22 protein-coding genes, 8 tRNA genes and 1 rRNA gene are annotated in these 21,002 nt (G+C 43.5%); 3 read left to right on the forward strand and 28 right to left on the reverse strand.

The window, feature by feature from the left end:
• Positions 1–18: 18 nt before the first annotated feature.
• From asnB to ACTQ50_RS12885, 10 genes are all read right to left on the reverse strand, one after another.
• A complete protein-coding gene (gene asnB, locus ACTQ50_RS12840) occupies positions 19–2,097 on the reverse strand; it encodes an asparagine synthase (glutamine-hydrolyzing) (protein WP_441484550.1) in 2,079 nt (692 codons plus the stop codon).
• A 61-nt stretch (positions 2,098–2,158) separates the two neighbouring features.
• Positions 2,159–2,392, reverse strand: coding sequence for a DUF6783 domain-containing protein (locus ACTQ50_RS12845; protein ID WP_441484551.1), 234 nt, complete (start codon positions 2,390–2,392; stop codon positions 2,159–2,161).
• A gap of 49 nt (positions 2,393–2,441) precedes the next feature.
• Entirely contained in the window at positions 2,442–3,464 is a 1,023-nt protein-coding gene (locus ACTQ50_RS12850) for a hypothetical protein (protein ID WP_441484552.1), read from the reverse strand.
• Positions 3,383–3,994, reverse strand: a complete 612-nt coding sequence (locus tag ACTQ50_RS12855) for an RNA polymerase sigma factor (protein WP_441484553.1) — start codon at positions 3,992–3,994, stop codon at positions 3,383–3,385. The genes ACTQ50_RS12850 and ACTQ50_RS12855 overlap by 82 nt, the downstream gene beginning before the upstream one ends.
• A gap of 345 nt (positions 3,995–4,339) precedes the next feature.
• Complete coding sequence (locus ACTQ50_RS12860) at positions 4,340–4,597, reverse strand: hypothetical protein (protein ID WP_441484554.1); 258 nt, start codon at positions 4,595–4,597, stop codon at positions 4,340–4,342.
• Between the two features lie 204 nt (positions 4,598–4,801).
• Positions 4,802–4,875: transfer RNA gene (locus tag ACTQ50_RS12865), tRNA-Arg, on the reverse strand.
• A 184-nt stretch (positions 4,876–5,059) separates the two neighbouring features.
• Positions 5,060–5,506, reverse strand: a complete 447-nt coding sequence (locus ACTQ50_RS12870) for a hypothetical protein (protein WP_441484555.1) — start codon at positions 5,504–5,506, stop codon at positions 5,060–5,062.
• Positions 5,507–5,570: 64 nt separating this feature from the next.
• Complete coding sequence (locus tag ACTQ50_RS12875) at positions 5,571–6,962, reverse strand: aminopeptidase (protein ID WP_441484556.1); 1,392 nt, start codon at positions 6,960–6,962, stop codon at positions 5,571–5,573.
• Positions 6,963–7,183: 221 nt separating this feature from the next.
• Positions 7,184–8,914 (reverse strand): ABC-ATPase domain-containing protein, encoded by a 1,731-nt coding sequence (locus ACTQ50_RS12880; protein WP_441484557.1) that lies wholly within the window; start codon positions 8,912–8,914, stop codon positions 7,184–7,186.
• A 454-nt stretch (positions 8,915–9,368) separates the two neighbouring features.
• A complete protein-coding gene (locus tag ACTQ50_RS12885; protein ID WP_441484558.1) occupies positions 9,369–10,100 on the reverse strand; it encodes a histidine phosphatase family protein in 732 nt (243 codons plus the stop codon).
• Positions 10,101–10,373: 273 nt separating this feature from the next.
• On the opposite strand from ACTQ50_RS12885, the gene ACTQ50_RS12890 reads away from it, so the two are divergent.
• Positions 10,374–10,940: a hypothetical protein gene (locus ACTQ50_RS12890; protein WP_441484559.1), complete on the forward strand. Its 567-nt coding sequence runs from the start codon at positions 10,374–10,376 to the stop codon at positions 10,938–10,940.
• Here the strand turns inward: ACTQ50_RS12890 and ACTQ50_RS12895 are convergent, their stop codons facing one another.
• The 5 genes from ACTQ50_RS12895 to ACTQ50_RS12915 all read right to left on the reverse strand — a co-directional run bounded on the left by ACTQ50_RS12895 (position 10,941) and on the right by ACTQ50_RS12915 (position 15,543).
• A complete protein-coding gene (locus tag ACTQ50_RS12895; protein WP_226819742.1) occupies positions 10,941–11,231 on the reverse strand; it encodes a hypothetical protein in 291 nt (96 codons plus the stop codon).
• 233 nt (positions 11,232–11,464) lie between these two features.
• Positions 11,465–12,199 carry a sugar phosphate isomerase/epimerase family protein gene (locus ACTQ50_RS12900; RefSeq protein WP_441484560.1) on the reverse strand — a complete coding sequence of 245 codons (735 nt, stop codon included), beginning with the start codon at positions 12,197–12,199 and terminating at the stop codon, positions 11,465–11,467.
• The gene (locus ACTQ50_RS12905) at positions 12,196–13,452 is read right to left on the reverse strand and encodes an ABC transporter ATP-binding protein (RefSeq protein ID WP_441484561.1); all 1,257 of its coding nucleotides are present in this window, start codon (positions 13,450–13,452) and stop codon (positions 12,196–12,198) included. Before ACTQ50_RS12905 ends, ACTQ50_RS12900 begins: the two co-directional genes overlap by 4 nt.
• Positions 13,449–14,489 (reverse strand): FecCD family ABC transporter permease, encoded by a 1,041-nt coding sequence (locus tag ACTQ50_RS12910; RefSeq protein WP_441484562.1) that lies wholly within the window; start codon positions 14,487–14,489, stop codon positions 13,449–13,451. The genes ACTQ50_RS12905 and ACTQ50_RS12910 overlap by 4 nt, the downstream gene beginning before the upstream one ends.
• A gap of 241 nt (positions 14,490–14,730) precedes the next feature.
• Positions 14,731–15,543 carry an ABC transporter substrate-binding protein gene (locus ACTQ50_RS12915; protein ID WP_441484563.1) on the reverse strand — a complete coding sequence of 271 codons (813 nt, stop codon included), beginning with the start codon at positions 15,541–15,543 and terminating at the stop codon, positions 14,731–14,733.
• Between the two features lie 365 nt (positions 15,544–15,908).
• Here ACTQ50_RS12915 and ACTQ50_RS12920 point away from each other — a divergent pair, with 365 nt between their 5' ends.
• On the forward strand, positions 15,909–16,361 hold the full coding sequence (locus tag ACTQ50_RS12920) for a DUF5684 domain-containing protein (RefSeq protein ID WP_441484564.1): 453 nt from the start codon (positions 15,909–15,911) through the stop codon (positions 16,359–16,361).
• A gap of 283 nt (positions 16,362–16,644) precedes the next feature.
• Here ACTQ50_RS12920 and ACTQ50_RS12925 read toward each other — a convergent pair whose 3' ends face one another.
• The 5 genes from ACTQ50_RS12925 to ACTQ50_RS12945 form a co-directional block, all read right to left on the reverse strand.
• Positions 16,645–17,271, reverse strand: coding sequence for a lactate utilization protein (locus ACTQ50_RS12925; RefSeq protein ID WP_441484565.1), 627 nt, complete (start codon positions 17,269–17,271; stop codon positions 16,645–16,647).
• A gap of 121 nt (positions 17,272–17,392) precedes the next feature.
• Positions 17,393–17,863, reverse strand: coding sequence for an SMI1/KNR4 family protein (locus tag ACTQ50_RS12930; protein WP_441484566.1), 471 nt, complete (start codon positions 17,861–17,863; stop codon positions 17,393–17,395).
• Positions 17,802–18,077 (reverse strand): HNH endonuclease, encoded by a 276-nt coding sequence (locus ACTQ50_RS12935; protein ID WP_441484567.1) that lies wholly within the window; start codon positions 18,075–18,077, stop codon positions 17,802–17,804. The genes ACTQ50_RS12930 and ACTQ50_RS12935 overlap by 62 nt, the downstream gene beginning before the upstream one ends.
• Positions 18,014–18,445, reverse strand: coding sequence for a dynamin family protein (locus ACTQ50_RS12940; protein WP_441484568.1), 432 nt, complete (start codon positions 18,443–18,445; stop codon positions 18,014–18,016). The genes ACTQ50_RS12935 and ACTQ50_RS12940 overlap by 64 nt, the downstream gene beginning before the upstream one ends.
• A 32-nt stretch (positions 18,446–18,477) precedes the next feature.
• Positions 18,478–19,437 carry a helix-turn-helix transcriptional regulator gene (locus ACTQ50_RS12945; protein WP_441484569.1) on the reverse strand — a complete coding sequence of 320 codons (960 nt, stop codon included), beginning with the start codon at positions 19,435–19,437 and terminating at the stop codon, positions 18,478–18,480.
• A 197-nt stretch (positions 19,438–19,634) separates the two neighbouring features.
• Between ACTQ50_RS12945 and ACTQ50_RS12950 the strand changes: the two genes are divergently transcribed.
• Positions 19,635–19,886, forward strand: a complete 252-nt coding sequence (locus ACTQ50_RS12950) for a helix-turn-helix domain-containing protein (protein ID WP_441484570.1) — start codon at positions 19,635–19,637, stop codon at positions 19,884–19,886.
• Positions 19,887–20,014: 128 nt separating this feature from the next.
• Here the strand turns inward: ACTQ50_RS12950 and ACTQ50_RS12955 are convergent.
• The 8 genes from ACTQ50_RS12955 to ACTQ50_RS12990 all read right to left on the reverse strand — a co-directional run.
• Positions 20,015–20,100, reverse strand: a tRNA-Leu gene (locus tag ACTQ50_RS12955).
• A 3-nt stretch (positions 20,101–20,103) separates the two neighbouring features.
• A tRNA-Val gene (locus ACTQ50_RS12960) sits at positions 20,104–20,176 on the reverse strand.
• A 40-nt stretch (positions 20,177–20,216) separates the two neighbouring features.
• Positions 20,217–20,290, reverse strand: a tRNA-Asp gene (locus tag ACTQ50_RS12965).
• 19 nt (positions 20,291–20,309) lie between these two features.
• Positions 20,310–20,383, reverse strand: a tRNA-Ile gene (locus tag ACTQ50_RS12970).
• Between the two features lie 4 nt (positions 20,384–20,387).
• Positions 20,388–20,460, reverse strand: a tRNA-Thr gene (locus ACTQ50_RS12975).
• Between the two features lie 78 nt (positions 20,461–20,538).
• Positions 20,539–20,610: transfer RNA gene (locus tag ACTQ50_RS12980), tRNA-Glu, on the reverse strand.
• An 18-nt stretch (positions 20,611–20,628) separates the two neighbouring features.
• Positions 20,629–20,701, reverse strand: a tRNA-Asn gene (locus ACTQ50_RS12985).
• Between the two features lie 86 nt (positions 20,702–20,787).
• A 23S ribosomal RNA gene (locus ACTQ50_RS12990) occupies positions 20,788–21,002 on the reverse strand; the annotation flags it as partial.

Here is a 21,002-nt window from a genome sequence, read left to right on the forward strand (position 1 = left end):
CATCACCATATAGGAAAGTCAGTTGCTTTGCAGCTGCCGTTCAGAACTTTCCCTGTAAAAAAATGTATGATACCAGATCAGGAAGGTAAGGACTGTCCAGATCTTGCGGCTGTTGTCCTTTTTCCCTTCTTTATGTTCTTTTAGAAGCTGGAGCAATTTTTCTGTATGGAAAAATTCTTCAGCTTCTTTTGATGTAAACAATTCTTTCACCATCTGATACCAGTCATCCTGGCGCAGCCACACACGGATGGGAATTGGAAATCCCAGCTTCTTCCTTCCGTCCGTATCCTGGGGAATATACTTCGAAACTGCTTTTCGGAAAATATCCTTCGTCGTACCGTCAGCAATCTTGGCTTCCTTAGGCAGCCCTGCTGCCAGCGCCCATACTTCCTTGTCCAGAAATGGCACCCGCACTTCCAGGGAATGGGCCATACTCATCTTGTCCGCTTTCTGGAGGATATCGCCGGGAAGCCAGTAATTCAGGTCAACGGACTGCATTTTCTCCATATCCTGAAGATGAGATTTCCCCAGTCTTCCACGTTTCTTTTCTATACTGCACACTTTATCTGAGTGCTTAGTTCTGTCTGTCTTTTCAAAGAAACGATCATTTTCAATTTCTTTATAAAACGGATTCAGGTATTCCTGGGTTGTCTGCCCTGTCACACCGCCTTTTAAAATCTGATTTTTCTCTTTTTCACCATAAATATATGCATTTCCGATAAATCTGTCTTCTACTTTCTTTCCCGCGCGGATCAGGAAATCCCTGCCTTTCACATCTGGCAGTTTCGCTGCCAGCCGGCCCACAGCCCTTCTGATTCCAAATGGAACCCAGCCAACCATTTTCAGCGCTTCCGGCTCCCGGTAAATGTTATATCCGCCGAAAAGCTCATCCGCGCCCTCGCCTGAAAGCACTACTTTCACATGCTTCGCTGCTTCCTGTGCCAGGAAATAAAGGGCAACTGCGGATGCATCTCCTGAAGGTTCGTCCATATGATACATCACATCCGGAAGGGAATTCCAGAATTCTTCCTTGGAAATGATTTTCACATGGTGTTTCAGGCCTGCTGCTTTCGCAACCTGGGCAGCTTTTTCCACTTCATTGTACCGATTGCCTTCGTCAAAGCCTACGGTAAATGCCTGGTCTGCTCCGGAGGCGGCTGCCAGATAGCCAGAATCCACACCGCCAGACAGGAATGCGCCAACCTCCACATCACTTAGCATGTGGTGCTTTACAGAATCGTCCAGGATGTTTTCAAGCCTGAACTGAAGCTGCTGCAGGTCTGGATTGTTTTCTTTTAACTCATTGACATTTTTCTTCGAAGTTTCCTTCTGTATATCCATTGCTTTGTCTCGTTCTGCGCACTTGACATTTTCATCCCTGCGAGTCCCAACATTTGACTTCTCTTGACTTTCTTCCCATTGACCGGGTGTAAGTCTGGCTTTAAAATACGATTTTATTTCATATTTTCCATCTCTATAAATAAGCACATGCCCCGGCATCAGCTTATAAATTCCTTTAAAAAAGGTCTCTTCCAGTGCTGAATATTGAAAGGACAGATACTGCTCCAACGCCAGCCTGTTCACTTCTCTTTTATAACCAGGAAACGCCAGGATGCTCTTGATCTCAGATGCAAATACGAAATGCCCGTCGATCTGCGCATAATACACCGGCTTAATCCCAAAGAAGTCCCTTGCCAGCATCAAAGTCTGCTCCTTCTCATTCCACACAGCAAACCCGAACATTCCCCGCAGCTTGTCCAAGGCCGTTTCCCCATACTGCTGAATTGTATTCACCAGCACTTCCGTATCCGAATGGGTGCGAAACGAAATGCCCGCCGCCTCTAATTCAGCCCGCAGTTCCTTATAATCATAAATCTCTCCATTAAAAACAATATGCAGATTTCCATCCGCACTTTCCATGGGCTGTTGTCCGTCCTCCAGGTCAATAATACTAAGCCTTCTAAACCCAAGGGTAATCTCGCCACCACAAAAAGAGCCTTCACTGTCTGGCCCTCTATGTTCAATGGATTTCATCATTCTCTCGATCACAGCCTTCTGGTCATTCCTGTGACCGGTAAATCCACAGATACCGCACATATCTTCCTCCGTATTTAACCGCCGCGCACTTCTGCCACGGCATTATATTTTTCTTTTCCCTTTACGCTTCCTCTTCCCCTTGAGTATGCAAATGGCACAGAATGTACCTTGAAATGAACTTTAGAACCAAAGTTTGAGATATTATAACATAAACTAAAACGGTCCATGTATTTACTATTTTCTCATACCAGACTACAATACCCGAATTCAAGTGAAATCTACCGCAAAGTGGGGCGTGCAGATTGCAGGAATGATTTTTCAAACAGGCTCTAAAGCGGAACCACTGATTTCTCAATGATTCCGCTTTTTCCTATGGATGTTTAAACTTTCATTTATTTTTCCAATCATTTGATCTGGATCTTTATCTTATTCCCAACAGGTATCCAGCCGCAGTCAGTATCTGATCCTGCTGCGATTTCATCCGCATCTATATCATATGCACCTTCTTCAGTTCCATAAAGCGCGTCCTCGGTGTCCGCAATATCAGCATTTTCATCCTGATCCCCATTGTCCCTGATCATGATAGACGTGGAACCTGCTGCCCCTCCAATAATTTGTGTTTCCGCCTGTTCGTCCACATCAGCGCCCTTTTCATCTTCCTGTGGATTATCCGAAACCTCTTCCACCTCAGCTGTAGTCTCCCCGACTTCTGCAAAATCGTCACCATCCCAGATCGTATCTGACTCTGCCATATAAGACTCTCTGATATAAAGCTGCAATTCCAGATATTCGCTATCAATATCAGGAAGCATAAGTACCGGCTCCTCAGAATCCATCTGATACATTCCGAAAAAGTCTGTTTTAAAGCACCACTGATGTGCGTCGTTCTCCGTTCCGCCATTTAACTCATACACCACCTGATTTCCCTTACTGTCTGTTCCTTCCAGTTTCAGTTCATATTTTTCATACAATTCATCTGGAACTTCTGCCAGAATCCTGCTCTGCAGCTTATTCATGGAAAAATCAAGCAATTTTACAGCTCCCTCATCTGTTTTAATGGAGGTATCTTCCAGCTTCTTATGAACTGTCTGCTTCATAAGCTCCCCGTGTGAAATTGAGAAATCAAACTGGACTGTTGCAATTGGCTCTCCTTCCAATACCTCTCCCCCATTATAGGCAACAATCACAAGATGTACCTCCGGGCTTTCTCCAAGATCCACAGAATTCTGAAAACGGGATTCCAGCACTCCATCATATACATTTTCGTCTAGCCCCTCATTCATCAACGCATTGATCGAATATGGAAGATAGCTTCCACTCCCATATTCATCGATTTCCTGCCCGTTTATTCTGGAATTCTGATAGTCAATCCGAAATTCTGCAGTGGACAGGAAATTTTCCTTTGAATCAGCCTCTTCTTTTTGCAACTCGGAATCAGCTTCTTCCTGTTTCGATACAGATTCATCTTCACACTTCCCGTTGACATGTGATGTCTCTTTGCAATAGCAGCAATGGAATCCAGATTCCAGTATCTTCTTACAAAAATATCCCTGTCTTCTGCTTTTATTTCTCCCAGAAAATCATTGATCACCTTCATCAGTTCTTTTTCGGCCAGCTGGTCTTCCACCGTATAGGTCACATTCAGCTGATCCATCTCCCCAAGAACATCTGACATATGCACATCCGGCCGCTTACCTGCAAACTTTTTCCGCAAGCGGTCAATGCTGAGGTTTCTCGTGATCCTGCCGCAAAAATGCGCCAGAACTGGTGGCCTGGCAGGTGGGATCTTGGACCACACCGAAAACCAGGTATCATTCAGACATTCCTCGCAGTCTTCTTTATTCGCAAGTAAATTCCAGGCAATCTTGTAGCAATAGGGATGATATTTCAGGCTTAGCTCTTTAATAGCATTTTCATCTCTTGCCATAAACAGATCTATAATTTCATCGTCTTTCATTTACAGGTTCTCCTCCGGGTTTCTATAAGCTAACGGTTACTGCCCACAACCAGAACAGTAACCAATAAGGCGCCTTTTGAAAGGAATTTGTTTCCAGTCATATTATATATCGGAAAAAAAAGGGGGATGGTAACAAGAAATTTAACAACTATAAAATTTTCGCCAAAACAGCAATAGATATGCTTCTTATTATTTCTTACATTATAGGAGTGATGCCAAATAAAAAAGACACCAAATCCATTTAGGAAAGTGTTCCATAATCATTTCTGCAACCGCACATCATAATTTGCAGAAAGCATTTTGAAACACTCACTAAGATTCTGGTGTCTTTCCCAATGTACTATATCATTTTTTTATAACAAAACGTGCCTGCTCCAGATTTTTCTTATCCACAAGGATTTCATACTGCTTGGCTTGCTCCGCTGGGCTTCCTGCACTTCCCACACGTCCCCGAAGTGTTCCGCTGCCTGTCCATTCTCCCAGCTGGTCTTTTACTTTGTACTTATACCTGATATTCTGTCTATCCAGAATATCCCGAATCTCATTAAATCTTTTCAAGTCTGTACCGAGCCATAAGCTTTCTGAATTAAATGCTGTAAACATTCTCTTCTCCCCCTTCCGCCAGCGCTTCAATAATATCGCGTCTCAGATTCTCGCCAAAAGTTCAGATGGCGTAAATGCTATGACTTTGCTTTTTTAATTATATGAAATATTAGCTAATACTTCAAGTCATCAGAAAAAATATCGTTAATAATAAAACCCAAAAAACGGAACCACTGATTTCTCAATGATTCCGCTTCTTAGCTACGTGTGTTAGAGGATTCGAACCCCCGGCCTTTTGGTCCGTAGCCAAACGCTCTATCCAGCTGAGCTAAACACACATTTATTACTTGTGAAGTATTTGTCCCTCACAACAATGGATATTCTACACGATACCTGTGGTTTTGTCAACACCTTTTTGAAATTTTTTTAAAATATTTTTTTGTAGGTATTTTTTGCACGATTGGTACTATTTTAAAGACTCTATCAGAGCTCTCTAATTTCTTCCAGCATGGCTGTGCCTCCCTATCTCCTGGCTTTCTTCGCCTGCCAGTTCAGCACTGCACCAATCATATAAATAGCCGGGAACATCAGCATTCGGATCACGGAAGCCGGATCGAAATCTCCGAAGATCATAGTAACGATCACCTCTGCCACAACCTCTGCAATAAGAAGGCCTCCCATTCCCACACAAAGACCTGCATTCTCCACCTTACCTGCCTGTTTCACACCAACCACGCCAGCTGCCAGGTAGATCACTCCTGCTGCCAGAACCATTACATTGCTTGCCACCAGCTGGCTGTAAGTCATACCGTTCTGCTTCAGATATTCCACAACTGCGCTGTCACTGCTGCCCTTCATAACCAGGGAAAGAGTGTTTCCACTTCCAAATGCCAGCAGAACGCCAAGAAAAAGCAGGAGCATTCCTCCCACCTTCAGGATGGTCTCTCCCGGTGCCTGTTTTTTCAACATATTTTGTACTCCTTTACAAAAATACGGACAGACAAATGTCTGCCCGTCAATTTTTTATCTTGTATTACGCATCCAGAAGAAACGCCTTATAAGCCTTCTTCGCCTCGTAAACATCTGCCTTGCTGGTCACTTCCCACGGTGCATGCATACTGAGAACGGAAACACCACTGTCGATTACTTCCATGCCATAAAGTGCTGCAATATAAGCGATAGTTCCACCTCCGCCAACATCAACTTTACCAAGCTCAGCAGTCTGGAAGCAAACCTTATGGTCATCAAAAATCCTACGGACTCTTGCCACATACTCTGCATTGGCATCATTAGAGCCGGATTTTCCACGGGCACCTGTGAACTTGTTGAGAACGATACCTCTTCCAAGATAAGCAGAGTTCTTTTTCTCAAAAGCTTCTGCAAATGCAGGATCATAGCCGGCGCTTACGTCTGAGGAAAGCATACTGGAATTCTTCAGCGCCTTTCTCATTCTAAGGTCAGAATACTGTCCCAGTGCATCCAGAACCTCTGCTACGCTGTTCTCAAAGAAATGAGACTGCATACCAGTTGCTCCAACACTTCCGATTTCTTCCTTATCCACAAGAAGACAGCAGCTTGTACGCTTCGGTGCTTCCATCTCAAGAAGGGCAAGAAGAGAAGTATATGCGCAAACTCTGTCGTCCTGTCCGTAACCAGCGATCATACTGCGGTCAAGTCCACAATCACGAGCCTTGCCAGCTGGAACGATCTCAAGCTCTGCAGAGAGGAAATCTTCCTCTTCTACACCGTATTTCTCATTCAGAATACGAAGCACGTTCTCCTTAACAGCCTCTTTCTTCTTGTCATCCGGAAGGTCCTTCAGCGGCTGGCTTCCGATCAGGATGTCAAGTTTCTCACCCTCAACAGCCTCAGAAGCCTTCTTCGCCATCTGCTGTCCTGCAAGATGGATCAAAAGGTCTGTGATGTAAACAACCGGATCGTCCTCGTCCTCTCCGATAGTTACATTTACAACTGTGCCGTCTTTCTTCGCGATCACACCGTGCATTGCCATCGGAAGGGCAACCCACTGATATTTCTTCACACCGCCATAGTAATGGGTGTCAAGATAAGCCAGATCGGTATCCTCATATAACGGGTTCTGCTTGATATCCAGTCTTGGGGAATCGATATGTGCACAAAGGATATTCATACCCTCAGCCAGATCATCCTCTCCAATGTGATACAGGGCAATGATCTTCTTCATGCCAACCTGGTAAACTTTATCTCCTGCTTTCAGAGTCTCGCCTTTTTTCACCTTTTCTTCCAGGGAAACATAGCCAGCTTCCTCAGCTTCTTTTACAATCTGTGTGATACATTCACGTTCTGTCTTTCCTACATTTAAGAAATGACGATATTTCTTCGCTACATTTTCCAGATCCTGCAGATCAGCGTCTGAATATGTGAGCCATGCGTTTGGACGTTCCATAATCTATATCCACCTTTCTTCTGTTTTCATTTTACCTGGGAAAAATACTCCCGGCGTTTTCCACATCCGAGTTTCATTATAACGTATAACCAGGTAAAAAGCTACCGACAAATACGGTTTCCTGTACAAATCTTTTACACCTTTACCGAACAAAATTTCACATCGTTTTTTCGCACATTCCAATACATTACAATAATTTTGGGGACATAGTCAAATTATGTTTAAGGTCTCCTGTACCGGTTAAAACAAGCATATATTTCCTGCCTTCTTGGTACTGCATAGCCGCAGGAAATATACCCTTCTGCCAGGAAAGACAGCCCTTCTTTTTCCAATTTACTGCAAAGCAGCTCTACGATTTCCGGCAGTGTCCTTTTCCCGTCGATCAGCTGTTCCACCGCATATTTCAGCAGCGCGCCTAAGGTTCCCGTCTGCTCACTGTCGATCAGCTGCTCAATATAACGCAAATCCACATCCTGTTTTCCAATGGAAAAACCATCTCTGCCATGCACCTTTACCTTCAGTCTTTCTGGTTTCTCCTGTGCCTTAAAATGACCATAATAATCCTTTTTCGGACCTTTGGCAGGCGCACTTTTTGACATAATCCGATGACTCTTTGGCACTTTAAATTCAGCTGCAGTTTTCTCATTTAATGGATAATCTTTGCAAAGCTCCCGGGCTTTTTCCGTGATATCTACTGGCATATAATTGTCCATCTGGACCACTGTATCTGCAATATGGAAAAAGGCACCAGAGCTTCCGGCAACCAGAATCGTGGAAATTCCAGCCTTCTCATACAGGTCCCTGGCACGCTCCAAAAACGGCGTGATAGGCTCTTTTTCCCTGCTGATCACACGCTGCATAAAGGCATCACGCACCATAAAATTGGTCGCAGAAGTGTCCTCATCCAACAGGAAAACCTTACTCTTTGCCTCCATTCCTTCTACAATCCCAGCTGCCTGTGAAGTACTTCCACTGGCATCCTCTGTGGAAAAACAGGTGGTATTTTTCTTATTGGGAAGGTCGTTGATAAAAAGGGAAATATCCACATCCTTCACAAATCTTCCGTCCTCAGAACGCAGCTTCTGTGCTGTGGAATCGGTAAGCACATACTCCCTTCCGTCTCCCTGGATGTGGTTATAAACGCCCAGTTCCAGGGCATTTAGAAGGGTAGATTTTCCATGATAACCACCGCCTACGATCAGGGTGATACCTTTGGGAATTCCCATTCCTGTGATCCTGCCCTTATGTGGAAGTTCCATAGTGATCCGCAGACTTTCCGGTGATGAAAATGCTATACAATCTCTCATAGGCCTGGACGAAATCCCGCTTTCTCTTGGCAGGACCGCCCCATCATTTACAAAAGCAACCAGAGAACGCTTCTTTAGTTCTTCCCGGATATACATCTGGTCTTCCGCCAGAAAAATGGTATTTTCCAGATCTTTTCCACTTAAGTTTCTATATACAAATGCTTTTTCCACACAAACCGGCAGAAACTCAAAGAAAATTTTCTCCAGCTCCCCTGCGTTTATGGTACGTCCATTTGCTGGAAATCCTACGAAAAACCTTGCAATGATCCCCTGTTCTGTGATCTCACAGGCCGTCCGCTCCAGCACCTCCTGACCGCATCTGGTCACAGAGATCAGACCGCTTTTTCCAGAGCCTTTTGCCCGGAAAGTATAGCGGTTCACCTGCTGTTCAAACTGACGGGTAAGATAGTCTGCCAGGGTAATTCTGGTCAGTTTGTCTTTATAATACTCCGCTGGAAATCCAGCTTCTCTATGGGAAATTTTCACGCTGACATGGGACGGTGATGCAAAAGGATCACCCTGTACGTGATCGATAGATAAAATATATTTCTGAAACTGATATGCCCCTTTCAGGGATTTATAGGCAGGATAGCTCTTCCGGTTGATGGAATGAAGCATGTCCTGTAACTGATTTGATGATTGCATAAGTACCTCCATTATCTATAATAAACAAAACCTTCACAATCTTCTATCTACTATAGACAATATCTCCATACTTGTCCAGCCAGGATTTTTTCCACAACGTAAAACCACCGCCCAGTCAGCGTTCTTGCCAACAGACGGTGGTTTATTTATACATTTTTAGGGAAAGGAAAGAGTTTTTCTTAAGAGGTCTTTCTCTTAAGATGTATATATCATATCGCATAATTGTGAAAAGCATTTGTCCAAATTCTAATAATTTTATAAAATTTCTAAAATGAAAATAACTAATTCGTAACTGAATTCGAAATTACGTCCCTAACCTTCCCGTCTTGTCCTTTTCTCAGAACATAGTCTTTTTTTATCTCCTGAAAATCAGATCATAGATCTTACCATCCGTTAATACTTCAAAGGTTACTGTTCACGACCTCCACAGCAACACCTTTCTCAATGCACAAGATCAGTCATGTCTCTGATCTTTATTTCCATATGCTTCACAAAATCTCGCTGCAAAAGCCGGCGGTTCGTTATTTGCGTAAAGATGTGAAATATCACCGAAGGAGTTCATACGGAATGCAGCGATCCCCTGGCGGCGTTCTTCTGTTGTCAGGGTTGTCACAGAAGAAGGCGCTGCCACGCAGCCGTGCCACAGTACCATAGGAGAGATATTCAGCAGATGGCTCAGAAGTACGCATTCCAGTCCGAAATGACAGAAGAAAACGATCGTATCGTTATTCTCCTCATTCACTTTATAATAGTGCCCTTCGCGCTCATATCCATGCTTTGCCAGAAGCTTGTCGAACTCCCCGATCACCCGGTCATATTCTTCTTTCACATGACCTTCCTGCATGGCCTCATTCTCAAACCAGTGATCATACTGGAAAAATCTCTCGTCCGCCATCCAGTCCTGGGGCAGCCAGTCCCATGCAATGATCTTCTTATCTTTCACATCCGGGCGCCAGATCTGGCATGGAAATTCCTTCAGCCATTCGCACTCTGTAGCTGTTCTGCCCATCTTTTTCAAAGTCGGTGCCGCAGTGTCCTTCGCCCTTCCAAGGGGGGATACATAGAATGCTTTTACATCTAATTTGGAAAGTTTCTGTGAAAGATACTCCACCTCTTTCCAGCCTTTTTCCGTAAGGGAATCTATATCATAATCCGGGTCGCCATGGCGCACAATCAATAATTTCATAATGTCACTCCTCACATTTTTCTCATAAATCACTAACGATTTTAGCATATCTTCACAGATAATTCACCATATTTCTTGCCGTCATTTCTTTACAATTTTTGTGAAACAAGTATATAATAATGCTATATTAAAGGGTCTTTTGACGCTCATATCTTATATGAATTCAAACAGACGCTGATCGAATCATACTTTATATGTAAATAAATAACCACTTTCAGATTACATTTTATTCCTCAATAAAACGCAATTTACAATTCAAGCGAGGTACCCACTATGAAAAAACTTGCCGTCATTTTCCCAGGTGTCGGTTACACCTGCACCAAGCCCCTTCTCTATTATACCGCTGCCATGGCTGCCGAACACGACTATGAAGTCATCCGCCTTGACTACGGTCAGGACATTCACACCTTCCACAGCCGCACCCCCGCCGAACTGGAGCCCATCATAAAACTGGCAATAAAAAGAACGCTCCCCCAATTGGAGAACGTCCCTTTCTCTGAATACGATGATATCATTTTTATCTCCAAAAGCATCGGCACCACCATAGCCTGCCAGCTTGAAACAGCCCTGCAGCTGAAGGGAAAAGTCCACCAGTTCCTCATGACTCCAATCCCTTCCACCTTGCGCTATCTCTCCGACATCAACGGACTTTTCTTCGCCGGAACCGCTGATCCCTACATGCCAGAATCCAAGATCCGCGCCGCCGCAAGAAACTTTCCCGACAAAACAGGCGGGATCTTCGAAGGCTGCAATCATTCTCTGGAACAGAAAGGCGACACTTTAGGCGCGTTGAAGAATGTCCGCCTGATCGTGGAATGCCTGGATAAAATGCTGGTCTGATCACATAGCGGCCAGCATTCCCATTCCCTGCAAAAGATCTATGGTATCCTTGATCCCAGCTGCATAAGCCAGATCGGAATAGCGCTCATCTCTGGTCTGCAGGCATGCAATATAATCGTCGATCACCCGCTTCACAGTATGAGGCAGCTGAAGCTGATCGTACCTGGCTTCCAGGTATTTCAGGTCCTCATTGTCCTGTTTGATGTAAGAGTCATTTTCGTCCACTCTCTGCTGCTCCATCACCATTTTCTCAATGTTCTGAAGCATGATCATTCTTGTTGTCATTTCCATTATCGTTTTCCTCCTGATATGTATTCATAATTCATAGTTCATTGGTAACGTTTTCCCGAAACCGCCACTCTGTTTTTGGCAGTTTCCTTCTGTTTTGGAGTTACAGTAATTCTCTTATTTTTTCACACTTTCCGTCATTATTCTACGTTTTATACCAGGATTTTGCAACAAAAATCGTCCGACACTTTCCTCTATAATTCGACAAAAACGGCTGGAAAACTTTCTACTATCATTTACAACTTTGACAAACAAGCCGCCACATCCTCCGCCCTCATACACTCAACCGTCCAGGTCCGCGCCTCATTTTCCGGCAGATACGCCAGTACTTCCTGCCACGGAAGGTTTCCTTTTCCTAGTCCCACATGGGCGTCCCGATTCCCGCTGTTATCATGAACATGCACATGTGTTACATAGGGAGCCAGTTTTTTCGCCCATTCCAGAACCTCTACGCTGGAATAGCAATGGGCATGTCCGATATCCAGGCAAAGCTCGAAATTCGGCTGATCTACCTGTCTGTAAACATCCAGCAGCAGCTCCCAGTCATTATCGAAAACGTTTTCCAGAACTACCTCTATTTCCCGTCTGTCCTCCATAAATTCCTGCCAGAACAACGCCACATGCTCTGCCCAGCTCTCCTTATAGTACACATAAGGGTTCATTCCAGAATGGAAAACGATCTTCTTTGCCCCCAGTTCCAGACCAGCCTCATAACACTGGAAAAAACGGGTCATAGTTGCCTCTCTCACCAGACTGTCGTAAGCGCAGGGATTCACATCCAGAAAAGGTCCGTGAAGGATCAGCTGATCCGTTCCCATGTATTTCATCTTTTCACTGTACCGTTTAATAGACTTTGACAGATGATCCAGGTTGTCTGAAATGGAAAAATCAATGCTTTCCACACCCGCGTTATATTTTTCTATAAAACCTTTCATTTCCTCATCTGGAATTAGATGACTGATGTATTTCATTTGAACTTCTCCGTTATCATTTTATCCGTAAAATGTCCATAAAATTTGATTTCTTTTATCTTCCGGATTTCTTCCAGTCTCTTTTCAAGCTTACCGCCCGTAAAGTCCTGATTCTTTATATTTTCATTTATATAAAGTTCGCCTTTTATATTCTCCAGGCCATCCAGATTGCGGATATTTGCCTCCCCGAAAGGTATATCTGCCACGATCACCACATCCGCAGCTTCCATCATCTGCAGGTTTCGTTCCTGGTCCTCCGGGCGCACCGGCTGGAAGGCGCCGATCTCGATCCGGGGAATTTCCAGATAACGGCAGATTTCATCGTCATCACTCCCCAGGTTCAAAACTCCGGCACTTACATGGTGCCCCATATTGACAAGCTGCTCCAGAAGACGGACGCCGCCTTTTTCCCCGCAGATCACATGGATCCGAAGAGGCTTCACCGCCTGTGTCTCGTCCATAACCCGGATTGGAATGATTTCAGGCTTCTCAAGCAGGGGATTATTCTTCACCAGAAGCTTCATGTTGTAAAGAGCTTCCATTTCTTCCCGGTTCACAATTTCCTGGGGAGTTCCATCCGCTTTTACTTTTCCATCTTTCAAAATCACGATTCGGCTGCAGAATCTGGATGCCAGATTGATGTCGTGAAGAACTGCCACTACTGTGATGTGTTCTTTCTCATTCAACTCACGGATCAGTTCCATCACCTCGATCTGGTGGTGAAGATCCAATGCAGAAGTTGGTTCATCCAGCAAAATGATCTCCGGCTGCTGGGTGATAGCACGCGCCAGAATTACCCGCTGCCGCTCACCGCCGCTAAGCTCATTGTATGGCCTGTCCCGGAACACATCCGTCTGGGTCAGCTTCATGGCCCGCTCCGCGATCTCCCTGTCTTCCTTACTTTCCCGATGGCGAAAATCAATGTACGGATTACGTCCCATCATCACAATGTCTTCCACTGTAAAATCATAGTCCACATAATAGGACTGTGGAACTACAGCCACCAGCCGGGCTCTCTCCTTTGCCTTTAGCTTTCTGCTGTTTTTCCCACAGATCTCGATCTCGTCGCCAGCAAGGGGAAGCAGACCGGACACACACTTGATCAGCGTGGATTTTCCTGTACCGTTGGAACCGATCAACGCCACATACTCCCCTTTGGTCACCTGAAAGCAGACATCGCTTAGTACCAGCTTTTCCCCATATCCAACTGCTGTGTGGGAAAAAGAAAGCATCACTTTATTTTCATCACTCATGCAACCCCACCGCCTTTTTTGGATTTTCGAAGTAAATAGAGGAAAAATGGACCGCCGCAAATGGATGTGATAATTCCCACCGGGATCTCTGACGTGGTCAGACTTCTTGACAGTGTATCACAGATTACCATAAATGCCCCGCCAAAAATCAGGGAAACAGGCAGCAATTTCCGATGCTTCGGCCCTGTAAAAAGCCGCACCACATGAGGAACTACCAGCCCTACAAAGCCTATGATCCCTGTCACTGAGATCACCGACGCCGTAAGCAGACTGGAGGCAAAAAGAATTTTTCTTTTCACAAATTCAATGTTCACCCCCAGCTGTGTGGCCGTATCTTCTCCAGTTAACATAATATCAAGTTCCCGACTGGAAAGAAGCATAACGGTCAATCCTATGATCACCCACGGCAGCACTGCCTTGATCTGGTTCCAGCCTTTTCCATTCAAAGTTCCCATTGTCCAGAAAATGATCTGATCCATGCTCTGCTTATTCATCATCATAAGAAAGGACATCAACGCAGAAAGTGTAGAGTTGATCGCCACACCTGACAGAAGCAAAGTAGCTACCGGCGCTTTCCTGCCTACACGCGAAATGCTATACACCAGGATCAATGCTGCGAAAGAACCTACAAAAGCCAGCAGCATAGTGCTGTTAAAGACTCCTATGCGAAATGTAAAATGACATACAATTCCGATTGCTGCCCCCAAAGCCGCGCCTGAGGATACTCCCAATACAAAGGGATCTGCCATTGGATTTTTGAAAATTCCCTGATATCCTGCTCCACTAACTGCCAGCGCAGCTCCTGCAATAAAACCAAGAATAATCCGTGGAAATCGGATGTTCCAGATAATGGTAATATTTCTCTGGGAAATTTCCTCCAGACTTACATTCAGATGAAACAGTTTGTTCAGTAAAATGCGGTTGGCATCTTCCACAGACACCGACGCCGCACCGGTGATCGTGCACAGCCATACAATCATGAGACATAGGAGGATCGCAAGGATGAGGTAACCGGTTTTTCGTTTTTTATTTTTCATACTTTTTCCTGCTTTTTGTTCAGAACAGATATTTCAGAATGTCCCCAGCCTGATATGGACTTATCTTCTAGCATATTTTGTGGGCTTAAGAGTTACTGTTTACTTGCAATATATTCTGCGAGGTGTTTTTGTTGTGAACAAAGTTCACCGCCCCCCCCAAGAATCTCGGCACGAAATCATGCGAATGCGTGATTTCTGTCCATCGCGAAGCGGTTACTGACCGCATAGTGAACAATAATATTTAAGAAATTTTCTTTATAAAAGTAGGGGCAAAAAATTGCCCCCACTCTGAATTACCTGCTGTGGCTTTTACATCCTCAAGTGTAGGAAACAGGGAAATGTATACGTCCGGGTTTGCCTCAACAACAGCTTCTGCGCTCAGCTGCGGCCATGCACTGTCAGCGTCAGCTGCCACATTTGTTACTTTAATAAGCTTCATGGAATTGTCCAGAAGTGAGTCTGGACCTGCACTGTAAAGGCTTCCAAGATCGATAAATGCGCTCTTTTCAGTCTCAACATTCTCAAGCTCTGCATTCAGATCAGCCAGCTGGTCTTCCATATTTTTCACAACTTCTTCTGCGTCAGCCTCATGACCGATCAGTTTGCCAAGTGTCTCAAGGTCGTACTCAGCGCCCTCAAGGTCGTTGGCATTTGTTACAAAAATTGCGGTTCCGTTCTCCTCCAGCTGCTGGCGGATGCTGTCATCAATGTAGCTGGATGCAACAACCAGGTCTGGGGATTTGGATAAGATCAGCTCCAGGTTTGGCTCTGTGTATGTTCCGATCGAATCTACATCTGCAGCTTCTTCCGGATAATTACAGTAATCGGTTCTTCCTGTTACGGAATCTCCTGCCCCAATAGCAAACAAAATCTCGGTATTCACTGGTGCCAGGGATACAATGCTCTCCGGTACTTTCTCCAGTGTAACTTCGTTTCCAAAATCATCTGTTACGGTAACCGGAAATGTATCTGCCTCTGCAAAAACAGTCGCTCCAGATACCCAGATTGTGCCTAACAGGGCAGCTGTTGCTACAAATAATGTAGCTTTTTTCATATTGAAAATTTCCTCCTGTGGTTTAAGTTTTCTTTTACGTTCTCCGTTTACAACGGTAACATTATATGGGGGATAAGTCTATAGAAAGGTGGAATTTGTTGGGTGTTATTTTTTGACATTTTAATTCTGCTCCAATCCTCTGTACGCAGTAATCTCATTGGAAAATATTTTTCTCAATATAGCTATTTCTAAAATTTCACGCGAACTTTCCCTATTTTTCCTTTATCGCGCCCTCAACAGTTCATTGACAGGTATATAAGAATATGCTTTAATTATCCCATAAGAGCATCTACTGGGAAAAGTTACCAGTGCTCTGACACAATTGCAATTATTTCTAATGCACAAACGGGAAGGAGAGTTAAAGTATGGGATTTCTTGCAATCAGCAGCTTGATGTTTCTAGGCGGAATCTATGTAATGTTTGCTTTCACCTGGTGGATTCTTCAGATTGTCGCTAACTGGAGAATTTTTACAAAAGCAGGGGAAGCCGGATGGAAAAGTATCATTCCGGTATACGGAGATTATATTTCCTACAAAATTGCCTGGCAGACCGGATATTTCTGGCTGATGTTCATCCTTGGCCTGGTAGCTTCCTGGATCCAGAACTACGCCAATCCAGCCGGAGACAGCACAATGCTCCTCATGATCGTTTCCCTGATCCGGATTATTACAGGAATTATCGGAATTATGTACAGTGTAAAACTGGCCCGGGCCTTCGGCCGCGGAATCGGCTTCGCCATCGGTCTGATTTTCTTACAGCCGATCTTTATGCTGATCCTGGGATTTGGCAGCGACAGGTATTATGGGGCGGATAAATAAAAATTTTGTTCTTTCAGGCGGCGCCCTATAGACGAGACCAACCGCGCCCTGCGAATTTTACTCGTCTTCACGGCAATCACCAAGGTCGCATGCAAGGATAAACTTTTGCTTGCCAAAAATATTGGAAGACCAGAGTGGCAGCTTCATAGCTGACTGGCTCTGGTCTTTTTTCATGCAATATAAAAATCCTAATAATGTTGTTACTCAACATGTAATATGTACTTTTATAAGTTTCTTTTTATGTTATGTAAATCTCTTTTCAGTTTCCAATTAATCCCCTCGTTTAAAATCCAAGAGTATCATTTACAAGAATCACATGTATTCTATCTTTATGACGGGAATATCGTGTAATCAGAAACTGACAGCAAATCGTATCCGGTGATTTGCAGTCAAAACATTTTCCTGTGGTTTTGCAAGGTGTCTTCACCTCAAATCTCTGCGCATTCGCCGGAGCCGCCACATTTCTTGCCCGCTTCATAGCAGCATCCAGATCCGAACAGACCTTGTTCATTCCCACAATGAAAACCACCTTCTTCGGTCCCTGTGCAATACAGGAAACCCGGTTAGAATTTCCATCGATATTCACCATAACGCCGTCACTGGTAATGGCATTGGCACTGGAAAGAAATACGTCCGCATCATACGCTGCCAGAAGCCCCTCTCTCGGGGACAGCTTCTCACGGTTAATGTAGTTATAATTGCCGTCCTCTAATGCTTTAATCAATCCAATCTCATGTACACTTGTGCAGCCACCCATAGCAATACTGCTGCCCTCCGGAATCAAATCCAAAGCCTGCTTTACGGCAGCTTCCTTGTCTGCTGCGTAGTAGCCAGACATATTTCTGGATTCCAGACCTTTGATTACGGTTTGGGCGAGTACTTTGTTGCGGTTTTGCATGTTGATGTCCATATTTGTATCCTCCGATTTTGGTAGTTTATAAAATTATAAATATAATACCATTTTTTCATACCCAAATCCAGATTCGACTATTTTGATATCAAAAAATAATGTAACTTGTTACTGTCTCTCACTAATATAAACTTTCCAAAAAAGCATTCAGTTTCTTTCCCGTTGAAGTTGTATTCCCTGTTTCATGATTCCAAAATACAATTTCATCAGAGTCCATAGCTAAACAAATGTAATTTCCAAAAGAATCAATTGCAAATGGCAACAAATTTTTATCTGAAATTATCTCCAGTACAGTATATACTGTATCCGTGTCGTTTTCATTCTTATTAAAAGATAAAATTGCCCCAAGCACTCTCTCTGTATCTCCAACCATGAAATTATCTTTCTCAGGAGTGGCTGCATTTCCTTCAATAATAAGCTTTTTCATTTCATCAGGAATTTTAATTTCTCTACTCTTTTCAATTTCTGAAAATACATTTTCGTCCACCAAATCAATTTTATATTTCCAAACAATGCCCATATTAGCCTCCTCACCTGCAATCTGAACCACCACCCCAAATGCTACGTCCGCCAGTGTGTCTACATCTTTCATGCTCGGCTGAATTAACCAATTGCATTTTTCCAGGACGTTCATTATGATGCCATGTCAAACCAGATATTCTTGGTGCACCTGCTTTAATCTGTTCCAACTGTCTTGGGGTAAACTGCTTTGCAAATTCAGGATTTCTTTCTATTTTTTGCTTCAATTTTTCCGTACGATATTTAAATTGTTCTGTGTCTGAAGCGTTTCGCAACTCTTTTGGCAAACATGTGTCAAACTTACTATAGCTTTATCTAATTCTTCTGCAATATTCTCTTCCATAACCTCTATATTGCCGTTCTTATATGTAACGTATATTTTCGTACTATTTTCCTGATCATCATCGAGAATTGCATATTTCTTTGCTGTACAGGCTGCATTTCTACTCGGTAATATATCTTGGCCTAGTAAAGAATTAATCAGCGTACTTTTTCCACTAGACATAGTAGCCATTACAACCATTGGAAAAACCTTGTTTTCATTTATTGAAATACTTTCTGGAAAAAAATCGTGTGAGATAAGAGCTTTTGAAGAAATTTTCTCATTATCATTTCTTTTAGTTTTCATATTCCTATTTGCATTTTTCTGATTCATATAAAAGTTACCATTTTCTCTATAGTATTTTGTCAGTCACTTACTAACACCTCAATAAAATTCATCTGCCCACGTAACCACATATCAACTCCATCCCCAAATACTTCTGCCTGAACAACGTACCCATCCATATCCTTCTTAATAACCTTCGCCGTTGGAAATCTATCCAGTACTGCTTCCAGACTTTGCGTTTTGCATTTCAGTTTCAATTTCCGCAGCTTTCCTCCATACATAAACTGAACCCGTTTCCGGAATTCGCCTTCTTCGAAGCGGTTGGTATAGGGAACGGCGAAGCGGCCTTTTAGGACTTTTATAGTCTGGAGGCGGTCAATTCGGTAGATGGTGGGGTAGGTGTCGTCGGGATTTTGGAAGGCGGACTGGCCGTCGATGCCTTCTATGTAGGCCGTCAGGTAGTAGTAAAACTCGGAGAACATGACGCCTACCGGTTTTACTTTTCTTGAAACAATTTCTCCCCCTTTTAATTTCTTGTATTGAATTTCTATGTAATGCTGCTCTTTTACTGCCTTTTCCAAAAGCCATATTCTGTCCAATAGCTTTTCATGGTGCTGTAGTTCTGTATAATGATACATTTCATTGTTAATGAAATTTTTTAAAGAGTTCTTTTCCTCTTCATTACTGCAGGAACGAATCAGTTTATTAATAATGGGAAACATTTCATCTTTTACAAGAGACCGACTTTCTAGCAGGACTTTACAGACTGCCAGAAGTTCTTTCTGATCCAGGTTAGTCTCGTACTTGGTTTCCATTCTGTATCCACCGGATTTCCGATCGAATACGATTTCCTGTGCTTCTCCTGTTTCATTTCCTTGATTTTGCAAAAAACATTGAATGTCCACAATGTCCCTCTGGATCGTTCTGGGGGTAACTCCATACTTTGCACTTTCTTTAGATTTGAAGACCAGTTTGCCGTCTTTTAGCTGTGCATAAATGGATAATATACGTTCCGCTTTACTATCAATTAAACTCTCCATATTTTTCTGAAATCTCCCAAGTTTTTCTTTTATTATAAAAACTTACATGGACATAATGTGTCATCTTCAAATTTTTTTATATTATACTGTCATATTATTTCACTCATAGACATATATTGTCCTATCATAGGACATGCTTTCTTTTTTTATAATATATCATTGAATTGTCTTATGTCAAGACAAGGAGAGTATTGTTTATGGCACGAATTATAGAAAATGAGAAGAAAAATTTAGTGGGGCCGATTATTCGGGAAAAGCGTCTGAAGAAGAAAATGAGCCAGCAGGAATTGTCTGCCAAGCTTGAGACTATGGCCATCTACATTTGCCGCGGTTCCATTTCACGGATTGAGGATCAGAGTCGAACCGTTACGGATATCAAGCTTTATGGACTTTCTAAAATCCTGAATATTTCTCCGGAAGATTTTTTTAATCATGCAGATCACATTTAATAGAAATAGACAATTGATAAATTAGAATTTTTATTTCCTGCCAGCAGAGCTTATCTGCTGGCATTTTTATGCAACACGAAATGCAACATACAACAAAAAAACCCTTGAAAACTCAAGGGCTTTAATCATGCCGCAGACCGGAATCGAACCGGTACGGGTATCACTACCCACGGGATTTTAAGTCCCGGGCGTCTGCCAGTTCCGCCACTGCGGCATATGGGACCTATAGGGCTCGAACCTATGACCCTCTGCTTGTAAGGCAGATGCTCTCCCAGCTGAGCTAAGATCCCATAAAAGAAAAGATATTTAATTAGCTGTTAAAAACAGCAGCGACCCGGAAGAGACTCGAACTCTCGACCTCCGCCGTGACAGGGCGGCGCTCCAACCAACTGAGCCACCGGGCCAGGAAAATATTAAATAAAATGGACCTTCAGGGACTCGAACCCAGGACCGACCGGTTATGAGCCGGTTGCTCTAACCAACTGAGCTAAAGGTCCAAAAAGCCGATGATCGGACTCGAACCGATAACCTGCTGATTACAAATCAGCTGCTCTGCCAATTGAGCCACATCGGCACAATACTTATAAATTGTATTATACACCAAAGGTCAGAGTAAAGCCACACCAAATTGCCATTTTATTTAATTTTTCAATGACTCCAAGGGGATTTGAACCCCTGTTACCGCCGTGAAAGGGCGGTGTCTTAACCGCTTGACCATGGAGCCGAATGTTTCCATAAAAAACTCCCCCTGTTGGACTCGAACCAACGACACTTCGGTTAACAGCCGAATGCTCTACCGACTGAGCTAAGGAGGAATATAAAGGTTTGCACCTTCAAAACTACATACATGTTACATCCTTGTCGGAAATTTGTCAAGAATCAATTTTAAACCTTGCGATTATTGGTCAAGCCCTCGCCCTATTAGTAACAGTCAGCTCCATGCATTACTGCACTTTCACCTCTGCCCTATCTACCTCGTCGTCTTCAAGGGGGTTTACTTCTTAACGAATGGGACATCTCATCTTGAGGGGGGCTTCACGCTTAGATGCCTTCAGCGTTTATCCCTTCCGGACTTGGCTACCCGGCCGTAGACTTGGCAGTCTAACCGGTACACCA

Source organism: Blautia sp. Sow4_E7, assembly GCF_052116245.1.
Taxonomy (GTDB): Bacteria; Bacillota; Clostridia; order Lachnospirales; family Lachnospiraceae; genus Blautia_A.

Coding starts and splice junctions, on each gene's coding strand:
- ACTQ50_RS12925 (WP_441484565.1), bottom strand. CDS start 17,271: ATGGACATCAACATGCAAAACCGCAACAAAGTACTCGCCCAAACCGTA.
- ACTQ50_RS12950 (WP_441484570.1), top strand. CDS start 19,635: ATGGCACGAATTATAGAAAATGAGAAGAAAAATTTAGTGGGGCCGATT.
- ACTQ50_RS12920 (WP_441484564.1), top strand. CDS start 15,909: ATGGGATTTCTTGCAATCAGCAGCTTGATGTTTCTAGGCGGAATCTAT.
- asnB (WP_441484550.1), bottom strand. CDS start 2,097: ATGTGCGGTATCTGTGGATTTACCGGTCACAGGAATGACCAGAAGGCT.
- ACTQ50_RS12855 (WP_441484553.1), bottom strand. CDS start 3,994: ATGAAAGACGATGAAATTATAGATCTGTTTATGGCAAGAGATGAAAAT.
- ACTQ50_RS12930 (WP_441484566.1), bottom strand. CDS start 17,863: ATGAAAGATGTAGACACACTGGCGGACGTAGCATTTGGGGTGGTGGTT.
- ACTQ50_RS12890 (WP_441484559.1), top strand. CDS start 10,374: ATGAAAAAACTTGCCGTCATTTTCCCAGGTGTCGGTTACACCTGCACC.
- ACTQ50_RS12940 (WP_441484568.1), bottom strand. CDS start 18,445: ATGAATCAGAAAAATGCAAATAGGAATATGAAAACTAAAAGAAATGAT.
- ACTQ50_RS12875 (WP_441484556.1), bottom strand. CDS start 6,962: ATGGAACGTCCAAACGCATGGCTCACATATTCAGACGCTGATCTGCAG.
- ACTQ50_RS12900 (WP_441484560.1), bottom strand. CDS start 12,199: ATGAAATACATCAGTCATCTAATTCCAGATGAGGAAATGAAAGGTTTT.
- ACTQ50_RS12885 (WP_441484558.1), bottom strand. CDS start 10,100: ATGAAATTATTGATTGTGCGCCATGGCGACCCGGATTATGATATAGAT.
- ACTQ50_RS12870 (WP_441484555.1), bottom strand. CDS start 5,506: ATGTTGAAAAAACAGGCACCGGGAGAGACCATCCTGAAGGTGGGAGGA.
- ACTQ50_RS12910 (WP_441484562.1), bottom strand. CDS start 14,489: ATGAAAAATAAAAAACGAAAAACCGGTTACCTCATCCTTGCGATCCTC.
- ACTQ50_RS12905 (WP_441484561.1), bottom strand. CDS start 13,452: ATGAGTGATGAAAATAAAGTGATGCTTTCTTTTTCCCACACAGCAGTT.
- ACTQ50_RS12880 (WP_441484557.1), bottom strand. CDS start 8,914: ATGCAATCATCAAATCAGTTACAGGACATGCTTCATTCCATCAACCGG.
- ACTQ50_RS12860 (WP_441484554.1), bottom strand. CDS start 4,597: ATGTTTACAGCATTTAATTCAGAAAGCTTATGGCTCGGTACAGACTTG.
- ACTQ50_RS12895 (WP_226819742.1), bottom strand. CDS start 11,231: ATGGAAATGACAACAAGAATGATCATGCTTCAGAACATTGAGAAAATG.
- ACTQ50_RS12945 (WP_441484569.1), bottom strand. CDS start 19,437: ATGGAGAGTTTAATTGATAGTAAAGCGGAACGTATATTATCCATTTAT.
- ACTQ50_RS12915 (WP_441484563.1), bottom strand. CDS start 15,543: ATGAAAAAAGCTACATTATTTGTAGCAACAGCTGCCCTGTTAGGCACA.